Below are 13,072 nucleotides of genomic sequence, written 5' to 3' on the forward strand. Positions count from 1 at the left end.
CCCTAGTCCGGGTCGGCGCCCGTTTCCGCGATCGGGCTCGGGCGCCGGATCATGTCGTGCAGTGCCGCGCCGGCAGGCACCATCGGGTAGACGGTGTCCTCCTGCTCCACGCGGAAGTCGACGAGCATCGCGCCGCGGTGCGCGCGCGCGGCTTCAACCGCGCGGCTCACCTCGGAGCGCCGGCTGACCGTGACCCCGGGCACGCCGTACGCCCCGGCCAGCGCCACGAAGTCCGGGCTGAGCAGCGGCGTCGCCGCATACCGGCGCTCGTAGAAGAACTCCTGCCACTGCCGCACCATCCCGAGATACCCGTTGTTGATGATGCCGATCTTGATGTCGAGCTGCTCCTGCGCGATCGTCGCCAGCTCCGCCATCGTCATCTGGAAGCCGCCATCGCCGGCGATCGCCCAGACCTCGGCGTCGGGCCGCGCCAGCTTGGCGCCGATCGCGGCCGGCAGCGCGAATCCCATCGTGCCCAGCCCGCCCGACGTGATCAGGGAGCGCGGCGAGTCGTGGTGGTAGTACTGCGCCTCCCACATCTGGTGCTGGCCGACGTCGGTGACGACGAGCGCGCGACCGCCGGTGGCGCGCCACAGGTCGTGAATCACGTGCGCGGCGTACAGATGGCCGTTGTCCGGCAGGTTCTGGATGTCGAGGACGGCCGAGTCTCCCTTGAGATCGCGGATACGCGCCAGCCAGGCGCGGCGGCCCGGCGGCGGCGGCGCGATGCCGGGCAGCAGATCGTCGAGCACGTCGCGCAGGTCGCCGACCAGGGCGAGGTCCACCTTGACGTTCTTGTTCACCTCGGCGGGATCGATCTCGACGTGAATCTTCCGCGCGCCGGTGGCGTACGTCCGGATGTTGCCGGTCACGCGATCGTCGAACCGCATCCCGAGCGCAATGAGCAGATCCGATTCCTGGATCGCGGTGTTCACCCACGCCTCGCCGTGCATGCCCATCATGCCGAGGCTGAGCGGGTGCGAGGCGGGGAACCCGCCGAGGCCGAGCAGCGTCGCGGCGACCGGAACCTGCGCGCGCTCGGCCAGCGCCCGGAGCGCGCTCGACGTGCCCGACTGGATGACGCCGTTCCCGGCGAGGATCACCGGCCGTTCCGCCGCGTTGATGAGCGCGAGCGCCGCCGCAATCTCGTCGGCGCACGGCCGCGGAACCGGCCGGCGCGCGCGCGCAGGGGCCGCCGCGTCGTAGTCGAACGCGCACGATCCCTGCTGCGCGTCCTTGGTGATGTCGACCAGCACCGGCCCCGGCCGTCCGGATCGCGCCACGTGAAACGCCTCGCGCACGGCGGGCGCGACGTCTTCCGGACGCGTCACGAGGTAGTTGTGCTTCGTGATCGGGAGCGTGACGCCGGTGATGTCGGTTTCCTGGAACGCGTCGGTGCCAATCAGCCGGCTGCCGACCTGCCCGGTGATGCACACGATCGGCGAGGAGTCCATCATCGCCGTCGCGATGCCGGTCACCATGTTGGTCGCGCCCGGCCCGGACGTCGCGACCGCGACCCCCACGCGGCCCGACGCGCGCGCGTAGCCGTCCGCCATGTGCGTCGCCCCCTGCTCGTGGCGCACGCGCACGTGCCGGATGGGGAACTCCAGCATCGCGTCGTACGCCGGGAGGATGGCGCCGCCGGGATAGCCGAACACGTCGCGCACGCCTTCGCGTACGACGCACTCCCAGAGAATCTGCGCGCCGGTGCGGCGTTGGCCAGAATCCGTCATCGCTTATCCCGTCACCGCTCCGGCGGACGCCGAGGCCACCAGGCGGCTGTACTTCGCGAGCACGCCGGTCGCATAGCGGGGAGCAGGGGCGGTCCACCGCGACAGGCGGTCGGCGAGCGTGGTGTCGCTCACCTCGACGCGAAGCTGGCGCGCGGGCACGTCGAACGCGACGGTGTCGCCGTCTTCGACCGCGGCGATCGGCCCGCCGCTGGCCGCTTCCGGGGCGACATGCCCCGCCATCAGGCCGTGCGTCGCGCCGGAGAACCGGCCGTCGGTGACGAGCGCCACCGAGTCGGCGAGGCCCGCACCGACGATCGCCGCCGTCACCGCGAGCATCTCCCGCATGCCGGGCCCGCCGCGCGGCCCCTCGTACCGGATGACGACAACGTCACCGGCGCGAATGGCGCCGCGCTGCACCGCCTCGAACGCGGCCTCTTCGCTGTCGAACACGCGCGCCGGCCCCGCGTGGCGCCGAAGCGAGTGCCCCGCGAGCTTGACGACGCACCCGTCCGGCGCGAGATTCCCGCGCAGGATCGCCAGGCCGCCGGATTCAGCGATCGGGCGATCGACCGGCCGGACGACGAGCTGCCCCGGCGTTTCCTCGGCGGCGCTCGCCTCTTCGCCAATCGTGCGCCCCGACACGGTGATCGCGTTCTCGTGCAGCAGCCCCGCCTGGCGCAGGCGCTCGGCGAGGAGCCGCGTGCCCCCCGCACGATGCAGATCGGTGGCGACAAACCGGCCGCCCGGCTTGAGGTCCGCGAGCAGCGGCACGCGCGCGCTGATGCGATCGAAGGCGTCGAGATCGAGCGCGAGCCCCGCTTCACGCGCGATCGCGAGCAGGTGCAGCACGCCGTTCGTCGATCCGCCGGTGGTGGCGATGGATGCGATCGCGTTTTCAATGGATGCCGCCGTGATGACCTGCCGCGGCCGCGGGCCGTCGGCCACCAGCTTCATCACGAGGCGCCCGGCATCGCGGGCCACGCCCGCCTTCGCGGAGTCGACGGCCGGCACCGAGCCGCTGCCCATCGGCGAGATGCCCAGGAACTCGCAGACGGTGGCCATCGTGTTCGCGGTGAACTGCCCGCCACACGCGCCGGCGCCGGGACAGGCGCCATCCTCGATCCGCCGCAGCGCCGCGGCGTCGATCCGGCCGGCCGCGTGCGCGCCCACGGCCTCGAAGACGTCCTGCACCGTCACGTCGCGGCCGTCCACGCGGCCCGGCGCAATGGAGCCGCCGTAGAGCACCAGGCCGGGAACATCCAGGCGCGCGAGCGCCATCACCGCACCCGGGATCGTCTTGTCGCAGCCGACGAGCGCGACGACACCGTCCAGCTGATTGCCGCGCGCGACCAGCTCGATCGAGTCCGCAATCACCTCGCGGCTCACGAGCGACGTGCGCATGCCCTCGGTGCCCATCGTGATGCCGTCGGAGATCGAAACCGTGTTGAACTCCATCGGCGTGCCGCCGGCCGCGCGCACCCCTTCCTTCACCGCGACGGCGAGATCGCGGAGGTGGAAGTTGCACGGTCCGATTTCGGTCCAGGTGTTGGCGATGCCGATGAGGGGGCGCCGCAGGTCATCGTCTGTGAAGCCGATGGCCTTCAGCATGGCGCGCGCGGGTGCACGGTGCGCGCCCTGCGTGACGGTGCGGCTGCGCGGGTGGTCCATGCCCTACTGTGTACGGGGCGGGACCATTGGTCAAATTGATAGTGTTAAACGTTATATAAAAGATAGTTATATTGGCGGATTTCAGCGCCCCGGCGTGGTGCCGCCGGCGCGCTTCCGGGCGTACCAGTTCAGGAGCGCGGCGATGGCGCCGGAGATGTCGGCGGCCGGAGCGCGGAATTCCTCGGGCGTCACCACGTGGAGGAATTCGCGGTGTGTCATACCGCCGTACATGACAGGCGCCGTGGCGACGTTCTCTTCGGGCGTGAACAGCGCCAGGCGCGGCGCCTGTCCGTACACCTCGATGAAGTACTCGAGCTTGAGCCCGTCGCGCGATTCCCTCGTGCGCGCCTGCACGGCGAGGCCGCGGCGGATCCGTTCGAGCGACACTGGCGGGTCAGGGTTCGGCGCGGCGGGCTTCGCGGGCCCGGAGCCCGGCCCCTCCGCCGTCTGCGACAGCGCTTCGGCCGGCACCAGCAGGACCGACAAGAGGACGAATGCGACCGCCTTGCGAGCAGGATCCATGGAGGCCACCGTGTTCTTTAAGACGCCCGCCGAGCGCTTCCGGTCGAGCCGAGCTCAGCGCGCGACGCCGAGCCGCGCGGCCTTTTCCCTGAGCTGCCGCACGGCGTTGGCGACCCGGTCGGCGGCAAAGTCGATCTCCTCTTCGGTCGTAAACCGGCCGAGACCGAAGCGGAGTGATGCCCGCGCCAGGTCGTCGCCGAGTCCCAGCGCGGTCAGCACGTGCGAAGGGGCCGCGCTTGCCGAAGCGCACGCGGATCCGGTCGAGATCGCAAGATCGCCGAGACTCATGAGCAGCGCCTCCGGCTCGACCCCCGCGAACGCGACGTTCAGATTATGTGGCAATCGGCGTTCCAGCGATCCGTTCACGGTGACGCCGCCCAGCTCGCGCAGGCGGCCGAGCAGGCGGTCGCGCAGCGAGGCCAGCCGGGGGGCCTCCGTCTCGAGCTCCGCCGCGCAGATCTCCGCCGCCCGGCCGAATCCGACGATCCCCGGAACGTTGAGCGTGCCCGATCGCAGTCCCTGCTCGTGGCGGCCGCCGTGCATCATCGCCTCGATCTCGATGCCAGGCTTGCGCCGGCGCACCACCAGCGCGCCGATTCCCTTCGGGCCGTACATCTTGTGCGCCGACATCGACGCGAGATCGACGCCGAGCGCCGCGACGTCGAACGGAACCTTGCCCGCGGCCTGCACCGCGTCGGTGTGAAACGGCACGCCGCGTTTCGCGGCAATCGCGGCCGCTTCGCGAATCGGCTGCAGCACGCCGATCTCGTTGTTCCCGGCCATCACGCTGACGAGCAGCGTGCGATCGTCGAGCGCGTCCTCGAGCCGGTTCAAGTCGATCAGGCCGTCGGCGCCGACCGGAAGGACGGTGACGCGAAACCCTTCTTCTTCCAGGTGCCGGGCCGTGTCGATCACCGAGCTGTGCTCGGTGCACGCGGTCACGATGTGATTGCCGCGCGCGCGGTTCGCGCGGGCCGCCCCCTGCACCGCGAGATTGTTCGCCTCGGTGCCGCCGCTGGTGAAGCAGATCTCTTTCGCGCTGACGCCCACGAGCCGCGCCACCTGCTCGCGGGCGAGCTGCACGGCATCGGCCGCATCCCACCCATAGGGGTGCGTCTTCGAAGCGGCGTTGCCGAACGTCTCGCAGAAGTACGGAAGCATCGCGTCGCAGACGCGACGGTCGACCGGCGTGGTGGCGTGGTAGTCGAGATAGACGGGACGCTTCACGGCTGCTCAAAGTGTAACCGCAGAACCCGCCGAAAACGCTGAAGACGTCGTTGTTCTGCGGGTTCCGCGTGTTCTGCGGTGAGGACTACCAGAGCCCGAGCTGCAATTTTGCCGTGTCGCTCATCCGGTCCTTGGTCCACGCCGGCTCCCAGACGATCTCCACGCGGGCGCTCCGGACGCCGGGAACCGCGGCCACCTTGTTGCGGACCTCCACCGGGAGGGACTGCGCCGCCGGGCAGGCCGGCGCGGTGAGTGTCATGCGGATGCCCGCGTTCGCGTCCCTGTCGACGACGATGTCGTAAATCAGCCCCAGCTCGTGGATATTGACGGGGATCTCGGGGTCGAACACGGTCTTCAAGGCATCCACAATCGGCGGTTGCAGTTCCGCGATTTTCCCGGGATCGGGCACGATGTCCGCGATGGAGTCACTCGGAAGCGAGTCGGTACCGGGTATGTCGAAGTGATCTGGAATCACGGGCAGGTTCTTCATGGGAAAAGTCCGCCTCAGGCGGACGGATCTTCCGTGGACACCGGGGCGGGCGCGCCGCTGGCTTTGACCGCCGCCTTGAGCGTGTGCCACGCCAGGCTGGCGCACTTCACGCGCGTCGGGAACTCGCGGACCCCTGCGAGGACCGACAGCTTGCCGAGGTCTCCGGCCGCCGTGTCCGTGGGCGAGGTGACCATCTCGTGGAAGCGGTCGAAGAGCCGCTCGGCCTCGGCGACCGTCTTCCCTTTCAGCGCGTCGGTCATCAGGGACGCGGAGGCCTTCGAGATCGCGCAGCCGGATCCGACGAAGCTGAGGTCGCGGATGACCTCGCCGTCGAGATCGACGTAGAGCGTCAGACGGTCGCCGCAGAGCGGGTTGAAGCCCTCGGCGCGGCGCGCGGGTGGCGGCTGCTCGCGAAAATTCCGCGGCCGGCGGTTGTGATCGAGGATGACCTCCTGGTAGAGGTCCTGCAGCTCCGACATCAGGCGAACACCTCGCGCACCTTGTCGAGGGCGCGCGCGAGCGCGTCCAGATCCTCGCGCGTGTTGTACATCGCCAGCGACGCACGCGCCGTCGCCGGAACGCCGAAGCGCTCCATCACCGGCTGCGCGCAGTGATGCCCGGTCCGGATCGCGACCCCCTCGCGGTCCACGATCGTCCCGATGTCATGCGGGTGGATGCCGTCCATGACAAACGAGAGAATGCTCGCCTTCCCGCTCGCCGTGCCGATGATCCGCAGGCCGGGGATCTGCTCGAGCAGCGATGTGCCGTAGGCGAGCAGCCCGGCCTCGTGGGCGGCAATGCGATCGCGCCCGACCGCGTCGATGTAGTCGACGGCGGCGCCGAGCCCCACCGCGCCCGCGATATGCGGGGTGCCTGCCTCGAATTTATAGGGGGGCACGTTGTACGTCGTCTTCTCGAAGGTGACGGAACTGATCATGTCACCGCCCCCCTGGTACGGAGGCATCGACTCGAGCAGCGCGTGGCGGCCGTACAGGACACCGATGCCCGTCGGACCGTACAGCTTGTGCCCGGTCGCCGCGTAGAAGTCGCAGTCGAGATCCCGCACGTCCACCTTGAGGTGATAGGCGGCCTGCGAGCCGTCCAGGAGCACCGCGGCCCCGCGGGCGTGGGCCATCGCGGCAATCTGCTTCACCGGGTTGATCGTGCCGAGCGCGTTGGAGAGATGGGTGACGGCCACGATCCTCGTGCGCGGGCCGATCAGGGCGTCAAGGCGTTCGAGATCCAGCTCGCCGGCGTCCGAGATCGGCGCCACGCGGAGCCGCGCCCGCTGCCGCTCGCAGATCATCTGCCACGGGACGATGTTCGAGTGGTGCTCCATTTCCGTAATCACCACTTCACCGCCGGCACCGAGGTTCTGCGCGCCGAAGGTCTGCGCCACCAGGTTGATGGCTTCCGTCGCGTTGCGCGTGAAGATGATCTCGCGGTTCGTCCCGGCGTTCAGGAACTGCCGCACTTTCTCGCGGGCCGCTTCGAACGCGGCCGTGGCCCGCTCGCTCAGCTCGTGCACGCCACGGTGCACGTTCGCGTTCTCCCCGGAGTAGTACTGAAGGAGCGCATCCAGCACCGCCTGCGGCTTCTGGGTCGTCGCGGCGTTGTCGAGATACACGAGCGGCTTCCCGCCGCGGACGGTGCGGGAGAGGATGGGGAAATCCGCGCGAACCCGCGCGACGTCGAGCGCCGCGGCTGTGGCCGTCGTGAGCATCACCGTCTTCCTGTGGCGCGAGCCTTCCGGGCTCGCGCGCGCGGACCTGGAAGGCCCGCGCTACATAACGCCGTCGCGCTGCAGCTGCGCAAACAGCTCGGTCTCGAGCTGCGCGCGCAGCGTGTCGATCTTGACGCGGTTCAGAATGTCTCCCGCGAACGCGTGGATGAGCATGTCGCGCGCCTCCCGCGCCGTCAGCCCGCGGGCGCGAAGGTAGAACAGCGCCTCCTCATCGAGCTGACCGATCGCCGCCCCGTGCGTGCACTTCACGTCGTCGGCAAAGATCTCCAGCTGCGGCTTGGTGTTGATCTGCGCCTCGTCGGAGAGCACCAGCGCGCGGTTGGTCTGCTTCGCGTCGGTCTTCTGCGCGTCGGGCCGCACGATGATCTTGCCGTTGAACACCGCGCGCGAGCGCCCCGCGAGGATGCCCTTGTACAGCTCGTGGCTGCCGCAGTGGGGCTGGGCGTGGTCGATGAGCGTGTGGTTGTCCACCAGGCGCTGGCCGTCGCTGAGATAGAGGCCGTTCAGCGTGCAGTCCACCCCTTCGCCGTTGAGGATGGCGATCGCCTCGTTGCGCACGATCTGGCCGCCGAGCGTGAAGGCGTGCGACAGGAACGTGCTGCTCCGCGCGCAGCGGACCGCCTGCAGGCCGATATGAAAGCCCGCCGGCGCCTCGCGCTGATCCTTGTAGTGATCCACGATGGCGTTCTCGCCAATCTCGAACTCGGCCACGGCGTTCGTGAGGTACCGGGAGCCCTCCGCGCCCACGTAGCTCTCGACGATCCTGACCTGCGCGCCGTCGCCGACGATGCCGAGCACGCGCGGGTGTGTCATCACCGGCTCGGCGGCCGAAGCCGCCGACACGAACACGAGATGCACCGGGCGCTCGACGATCGCGCCGCGCGGCACGCGCAGGAACACGCCGTCCTGCAGGAACGCGGTATTGAGCGCGACGAACGCACGGCTGTCGAACGCCGCGATCCGCCCCAGGAGCCCCTCGACCTCGCTGCCGCCTCTGGCCAGCGCCGCGGCGAGGCTTTCCACCTTCACCCCGCGCTGCCACTGCGCGGACGACAGCTCCGCCGAATACCGCCCGTTGATGACGACGACGCGCTGGGCGCGGCCGGTGTCGACCGCCTCGAGGAGCGCCGCCGCCGCGCCGCCCGCCTCTCCCGCCATCCGGAACGGCGTTTCGCCGATCGGCGAGATGTTCGTGAACCGCCACTCCTCGTCGCGCGTGGTCGGAATGCCCAGCTCGGCGAAGCGCGTCAGCGCCCGGCCGCGCAGCTCGCGCAGCCACGCGGCGTGCGATGCGCCGGCACCGGCATTCAGGCGGTCGTACTCCAGAAGAAACGTGTTGGCGTGCGCGGTTTCCGCCACGCCGGTTGCGCCCTGTCCGATCGTGCGATCGCTCACGCCCGGAGCGCCTCTGCGCGGGCGGCGTCCTCGACCCAACCGTAGCCCTTCTCTTCGAGCTCGAGCGCCAGGTCCTTGCGGCCGGACTTGACGATGCGCCCGTCAACGAGCACGTGCACGAAGTCGGGCACGATGTAGTTCAGCAGACGCTGGTAGTGCGTGACCACGATCATCGAACGATCCGGGGAGCGCAGCGCGTTGACGCCGGTCGACACCGTCTTCAGCGCGTCGATGTCCAGCCCCGAGTCGGTCTCGTCGAGGATCGCCAGCCGCGGCTCGAGCACCGTCATCTGGAAGATCTCGTTCCGCTTCTTCTCGCCGCCCGAGAATCCCTCGTTCACCGATCGCCCGAGCATCGCCTGGTCGATGTCGAGCAGCTGCGCCTTCTCGCGGATGAACTGCATGAACTCCACGGCGTCGAGCTCCGGCTGCCCCTGGTGCGCGCGCTTCGCATTCAGCGCGGCCTTCAGGAAGTACGCGTTGTTCACGCCGGTGATCTCGACCGGGTACTGGAACGCCATGAAGACCCCTTCACGCGCCCGCTCGTCCGGATCCATCGAGAGCAGGTCCTTGCCGTCGTAGGTGACCTCGCCGCCGGTCACCTCGTATTGCGGGTGACCGGAGAGGGCGCGCGCGAGCGTGCTCTTCCCGGAGCCGTTCGGGCCCATGATGGCGTGCACTTCGCCACGGTCCACCCTGAGGTCGATCCCGCGCAGGATCTGCTTCCCTTCCGCGCGGACCTGCAGATTGCGAATCTCGAGCATCATTACCCTACTGATCCTTCCAGGCTGACGCTGAGGAGCTTCTGGGCCTCCACAGCGAATTCCATCGGCAGCTCGCGGAATACTTCCTTGCAGAAGCCGCTGACGATCATGTTCACCGCGTCCTCGGTGGGCAGGCCGCGCTGGCGCAGGTAGAAGATCTGGTCTTCGCCGATCTTCGACGTCGACGCCTCGTGCTCGACCTGCGCGGTCGTGTTCTTGATCTCGAGGTACGGGAACGTGTGCGCGCCGCACTTGTCGCCGATGAGCAGCGAGTCGCACTGCGAGTAGTTCCGCGCGTTCGCCGCGTTCTTGCCGACCTTCACGGCACCGCGATACGTGTTCTGGCCGAAGCCGGCCGAGATCCCCTTCGACACGATGGTGCTCTTCGTGCCCTTGCCGAGGTGGATCATCTTCGTGCCGGTGTCCGCCTGCTGCCGGTTGTTCGTGACGGCGACCGAGTAGAACTCGCCCACCGAGTAGTCCCCCTGCAGGATGCAGCTCGGATACTTCCACGTGATCGCCGAGCCGGTCTCCACCTGGGTCCACGTGATCTTCGACCGCGTCCCCTTGCAGAGACCGCGCTTGGTCACGAAGTTGTAGATGCCCCCCTTGCCGTCCTTGTCGCCGGGGTACCAGTTCTGCACCGTCGAGTACTTGATCGTGGCATCCTGCAGCGCGACCAGCTCCACGACCGCCGCGTGCAGCTGGTTTTCATCGCGCATCGGCGCCGTGCATCCCTCGAGGTAGCTCACCGACGCCCCCTCTTCCGCGACGATCAGCGTCCGCTCGAACTGCCCCGTGTTCTTCGCGTTGATCCGGAAGTACGTGGACAGCTCCATCGGGCACTTCACCCCCCTGGGGATGTAGGCGAACGAGCCGTCGCTGAAGACCGCGGAGTTCAGCGCGGCGAAGTAGTTGTCCGAGTACGGCACGACCGACCCGAGGTACTTCCGCACCAGGTCCGGATGCGCCTGCACCGCCTCGGAGAACGAGCAGAAGATGATCCCGAGCCCCTTCAGCTTCTCGCGGAAGGTCGTCGCGACCGACACGCTGTCGAACACCGCGTCCACGGCGACACCCGCCAGCAGCTTCTGCTCCTCGAGCGGAATCCCCAGCTTCTCGAACGTCCGCCGCACCTCGGGGTCGACCTCATCCAGCGAGTTGAGCTTCGGCCGGTTCTTCGGCGCCGAGTAGTAGACGATGCTCTGGTAGTCGATCGGGTCGTAGTGCACGTTGTGCCACGTGGGCTCCTTCATCGTGAGCCAGAGGCGATACGCCTTCAGGCGCCACTCGAGCAGCCACTCGGGCTCGTGCTTCTTCGACGAGATCAGCCGGATGACATCCTCGTCGAGCCCCTTCGGGATCTCCTCCGTTTCAACGTGCGTCTCGAAGCCGTACTTGTATTCCTGCTTCGCGAGCTGTTCGATCGTTTCGTTGGCTGTCGACATCGTCCTGAACCCTGAACCCTGAACGCTTAGACGCTGAACGACGTCCCGCACCCGCACGTGGACTTCGCGTTCGGATTCTGAAAAATGAACCCCTTGCTGAGCAGGCTCGTGTCGTAGTCGAGCACCGTTCCGTCGAGCACGCGCAGGCTCTTAGGGTCGACGAACACCCTCGCCCCGTTCGGGCCCTCGAACACACGATCGGCATCCTTCGGACCGGCTTCCCATCCGAAGACGTAGCTGAATCCGGAGCAGCCGCCCGCCTTGACGCCGATGCGCAGGCCACCGCCCGTCAGCCCGTTCTTGTCGAGCATCCTGGTGATGATTCCCGCGGCGTTCTCGCTAATCTGCAACATCGTCCGCCTAGCTCCGCACTTCGAGTTTCTTCGTGAACGCCGCCGGAGCGGCAACCGGCTCGTCGATCGTCAGATCCTGCACGCTGCAGGTCGCCAGCGCCGAGACGATCCGATCCTTGATGCGCCACAGCGGGTCGCGCACGCTGCAGGAGGAGTACTGGTCGCAGTCGGTGTCCTCGACCGAGCACGCGGTGACCGTCAGGGGTCCGTCAATCGCCTGGATGACGTCGGCGACGGAGATGGCCGTCGCCGGGCGCGCCAGCCGGTACCCGCCACGCGTGCCCTGGTGCGACGACAGCAGACCGCGCTGCACGAGGCGCTGCAGCACCTTCGCGAGCAGCTCGACGGGAATGTCGTACTGCCGCGCGATCTCCCGAGCGCTCGCCGCACCGCGGTCCGACTGGGCGGCCAGGTGCTTCATCGCGATCAACGCGTAATCCGACTTCTTCGAGAGCCTCAGCATAGACACTCCGGTGTAATTCCGACCGGAAACGTCCTATTTTAATCCGACCGTTCCGGTCGGATCAAGCAGGACCCGAGCAACTCGTGCTAAGTCCCTGGATATCAATACTTAGGCTGGGTCGGATCGATGCGATCGATCCACGCGAGGATGCCCCCTTCGAGGTTGTGGGCGTTTCGGTATCCCTGCCCCCGGAGGAAGTGCGTGGCCCGCGCGCTTCTGAGGCCCGACCGGCACTGGAGGATGACCTCGCGATCCTTGGGGATTTCAGCCAGGCGCTCGCTGAGCTGTCCGAGTGGGATGAGTTGCGCCCCCGGGATCCGGCAGATGTCGTACTCGGACGGCTCCCGCACGTCCACGAGCACGAAGTCCGCGCGCCGATCCATCCGCTCCTTCAGTTCTTCAACAGTCACGCTGTCGGAATCCTCCGTCACGATGCCGTCGCAGTACTCGTCGTAATCCTGCAGGGTCGTGATCGCCGGCGCGTCCCCACAGACCGGGCACTGCGGGTCGCGATCCAATTTCAGCTCGCGGAAGCGCATCGCGAGCGCGTCGAAGACGAGGAGGCGGCCGATGAGCGGCTCTCCTTCACCGAGCGCCAGCTTCGTGGCTTCCGCGGCCTGGATTGCGCCGATGATGCCCGGCAGGACGCCCAGCACGCCCCCTTCGGCGCAGTTCTGAATCAACCCTGGCGGCGGCGGATCGGGATGGAGGCAACGGTAGCAGGGTCCCCCCTTCGCCGCGAAGACCGCGGCCTGCCCCTCGAACCGGAAGATGCTGCCGTACACGTTCGGCCGTCCCGACAGCACGCACGCGTCGTTCACCAGGTAGCGCGTCGCGAAGTTGTCGCTCCCGTCCACCACGATGTCGTAGTCGCGCACCAGGTCCAGGGCGACGGCCGCGCGGAACGGCGTGTCGTGCTCGCGGACCGTGATCGCCGGGTTGAGCGCGCGGAGGCGCGCGGCGGCGACGGCGAGCTTGGGGCGCCCCACGTCCGCGTCGGTGTAGAGCACCTGGCGCTGGAGATTGTGAACGTCGACGCGGTCGAACTCGACGAGACCGAGGGTGCCGATTCCGGCCGCCGCGAGGTAGAGCGTCGCGGGAGACCCCAGCCCTCCGGCGCCGATGCACAGCACGCGCGCCGCTTTCAGGCGTTGCTGCCCGGCCACGCCGACCTCGGGCATCGCGAGATGGCGCGCATAACGGCGGCGTTCGTCGGCGGACAGCTCAGGCATGCGACCCTCTAGATCATACCGCCGCTTTCGCCT

13 protein-coding genes are annotated in these 13,072 nt (G+C 68.4%); all 13 read right to left on the reverse strand.

Going from position 1 to position 13,072, the window contains the following annotated elements:
• Positions 1 to 2: 2 nt before the first annotated feature.
• Positions 3 to 1,733, reverse strand: a complete 1,731-nt coding sequence (ilvB, locus tag HYU53_14155) for a biosynthetic-type acetolactate synthase large subunit (protein MBI2222335.1) — start codon at positions 1,731 to 1,733, stop codon at positions 3 to 5.
• A 3-nt stretch (positions 1,734 to 1,736) separates the two neighbouring features.
• Entirely contained in the window at positions 1,737 to 3,401 is a 1,665-nt protein-coding gene (ilvD, locus tag HYU53_14160) for a dihydroxy-acid dehydratase (protein MBI2222336.1), read from the reverse strand.
• A gap of 81 nt (positions 3,402 to 3,482) precedes the next feature.
• Positions 3,483 to 3,923: a hypothetical protein gene (locus HYU53_14165; GenBank protein ID MBI2222337.1), complete on the reverse strand. Its 441-nt coding sequence runs from the start codon at positions 3,921 to 3,923 to the stop codon at positions 3,483 to 3,485.
• 54 nt (positions 3,924 to 3,977) lie between these two features.
• Positions 3,978 to 5,150 (reverse strand): IscS subfamily cysteine desulfurase, encoded by a 1,173-nt coding sequence (locus HYU53_14170; GenBank protein ID MBI2222338.1) that lies wholly within the window; start codon positions 5,148 to 5,150, stop codon positions 3,978 to 3,980.
• Positions 5,151 to 5,235: 85 nt separating this feature from the next.
• On the reverse strand, positions 5,236 to 5,640 hold the full coding sequence (locus HYU53_14175; GenBank protein MBI2222339.1) for a DUF59 domain-containing protein: 405 nt from the start codon (positions 5,638 to 5,640) through the stop codon (positions 5,236 to 5,238).
• Positions 5,641 to 5,654: 14 nt separating this feature from the next.
• Complete coding sequence (locus HYU53_14180) at positions 5,655 to 6,119, reverse strand: SUF system NifU family Fe-S cluster assembly protein (protein MBI2222340.1); 465 nt, start codon at positions 6,117 to 6,119, stop codon at positions 5,655 to 5,657.
• On the reverse strand, positions 6,119 to 7,363 hold the full coding sequence (locus HYU53_14185; protein ID MBI2222341.1) for a cysteine desulfurase: 1,245 nt from the start codon (positions 7,361 to 7,363) through the stop codon (positions 6,119 to 6,121). Before HYU53_14185 ends, HYU53_14180 begins: the two co-directional genes overlap by 1 nt.
• 60 nt (positions 7,364 to 7,423) lie before the next feature.
• A complete protein-coding gene (gene sufD / locus HYU53_14190; GenBank protein ID MBI2222342.1) occupies positions 7,424 to 8,779 on the reverse strand; it encodes a Fe-S cluster assembly protein SufD in 1,356 nt (451 codons plus the stop codon).
• A complete protein-coding gene (gene sufC, locus HYU53_14195) occupies positions 8,776 to 9,543 on the reverse strand; it encodes a Fe-S cluster assembly ATPase SufC (GenBank protein MBI2222343.1) in 768 nt (255 codons plus the stop codon). Before sufC ends, sufD begins: the two co-directional genes overlap by 4 nt.
• Positions 9,544 to 9,545: 2 nt before the next feature.
• The gene (gene sufB, locus HYU53_14200) at positions 9,546 to 10,991 is read right to left on the reverse strand and encodes a Fe-S cluster assembly protein SufB (protein ID MBI2222344.1); all 1,446 of its coding nucleotides are present in this window, start codon (positions 10,989 to 10,991) and stop codon (positions 9,546 to 9,548) included.
• 26 nt (positions 10,992 to 11,017) lie between these two features.
• A complete protein-coding gene (locus tag HYU53_14205) occupies positions 11,018 to 11,344 on the reverse strand; it encodes an iron-sulfur cluster assembly accessory protein (GenBank protein MBI2222345.1) in 327 nt (108 codons plus the stop codon).
• 7 nt (positions 11,345 to 11,351) lie between these two features.
• On the reverse strand, positions 11,352 to 11,807 hold the full coding sequence (locus tag HYU53_14210; protein MBI2222346.1) for an Rrf2 family transcriptional regulator: 456 nt from the start codon (positions 11,805 to 11,807) through the stop codon (positions 11,352 to 11,354).
• A 101-nt stretch (positions 11,808 to 11,908) separates the two neighbouring features.
• Entirely contained in the window at positions 11,909 to 13,039 is a 1,131-nt protein-coding gene (gene moeB, locus HYU53_14215) for a molybdopterin-synthase adenylyltransferase MoeB (GenBank protein MBI2222347.1), read from the reverse strand.
• Positions 13,040 to 13,072: the final 33 nt, after the last annotated feature.

The organism is Acidobacteriota bacterium (assembly GCA_016184105.1).
Lineage (GTDB): Bacteria > Acidobacteriota > Vicinamibacteria > Vicinamibacterales > 2-12-FULL-66-21 > JACPDI01.

Excerpts from the sequence above, each read along its gene's own strand:
- ilvB (MBI2222335.1), bottom strand. The coding sequence starts at position 1,733 with ATGACGGATTCTGGCCAACGCCGCACCGGCGCGCAGATTCTCTGGGAG.
- ilvD (MBI2222336.1), bottom strand. The coding sequence starts at position 3,401 with ATGGACCACCCGCGCAGCCGCACCGTCACGCAGGGCGCGCACCGTGCA.
- HYU53_14165 (MBI2222337.1), bottom strand. The coding sequence starts at position 3,923 with ATGGATCCTGCTCGCAAGGCGGTCGCATTCGTCCTCTTGTCGGTCCTG.
- HYU53_14175 (MBI2222339.1), bottom strand. The coding sequence starts at position 5,640 with ATGAAGAACCTGCCCGTGATTCCAGATCACTTCGACATACCCGGTACC.
- HYU53_14180 (MBI2222340.1), bottom strand. The coding sequence starts at position 6,119 with ATGTCGGAGCTGCAGGACCTCTACCAGGAGGTCATCCTCGATCACAAC.
- HYU53_14185 (MBI2222341.1), bottom strand. The coding sequence starts at position 7,363 with ATGCTCACGACGGCCACAGCCGCGGCGCTCGACGTCGCGCGGGTTCGC.
- sufC (MBI2222343.1), bottom strand. The coding sequence starts at position 9,543 with ATGCTCGAGATTCGCAATCTGCAGGTCCGCGCGGAAGGGAAGCAGATC.
- sufB (MBI2222344.1), bottom strand. The coding sequence starts at position 10,991 with ATGTCGACAGCCAACGAAACGATCGAACAGCTCGCGAAGCAGGAATAC.
- HYU53_14205 (MBI2222345.1), bottom strand. The coding sequence starts at position 11,344 with ATGTTGCAGATTAGCGAGAACGCCGCGGGAATCATCACCAGGATGCTC.
- HYU53_14210 (MBI2222346.1), bottom strand. The coding sequence starts at position 11,807 with ATGCTGAGGCTCTCGAAGAAGTCGGATTACGCGTTGATCGCGATGAAG.
- moeB (MBI2222347.1), bottom strand. The coding sequence starts at position 13,039 with ATGCCTGAGCTGTCCGCCGACGAACGCCGCCGTTATGCGCGCCATCTC.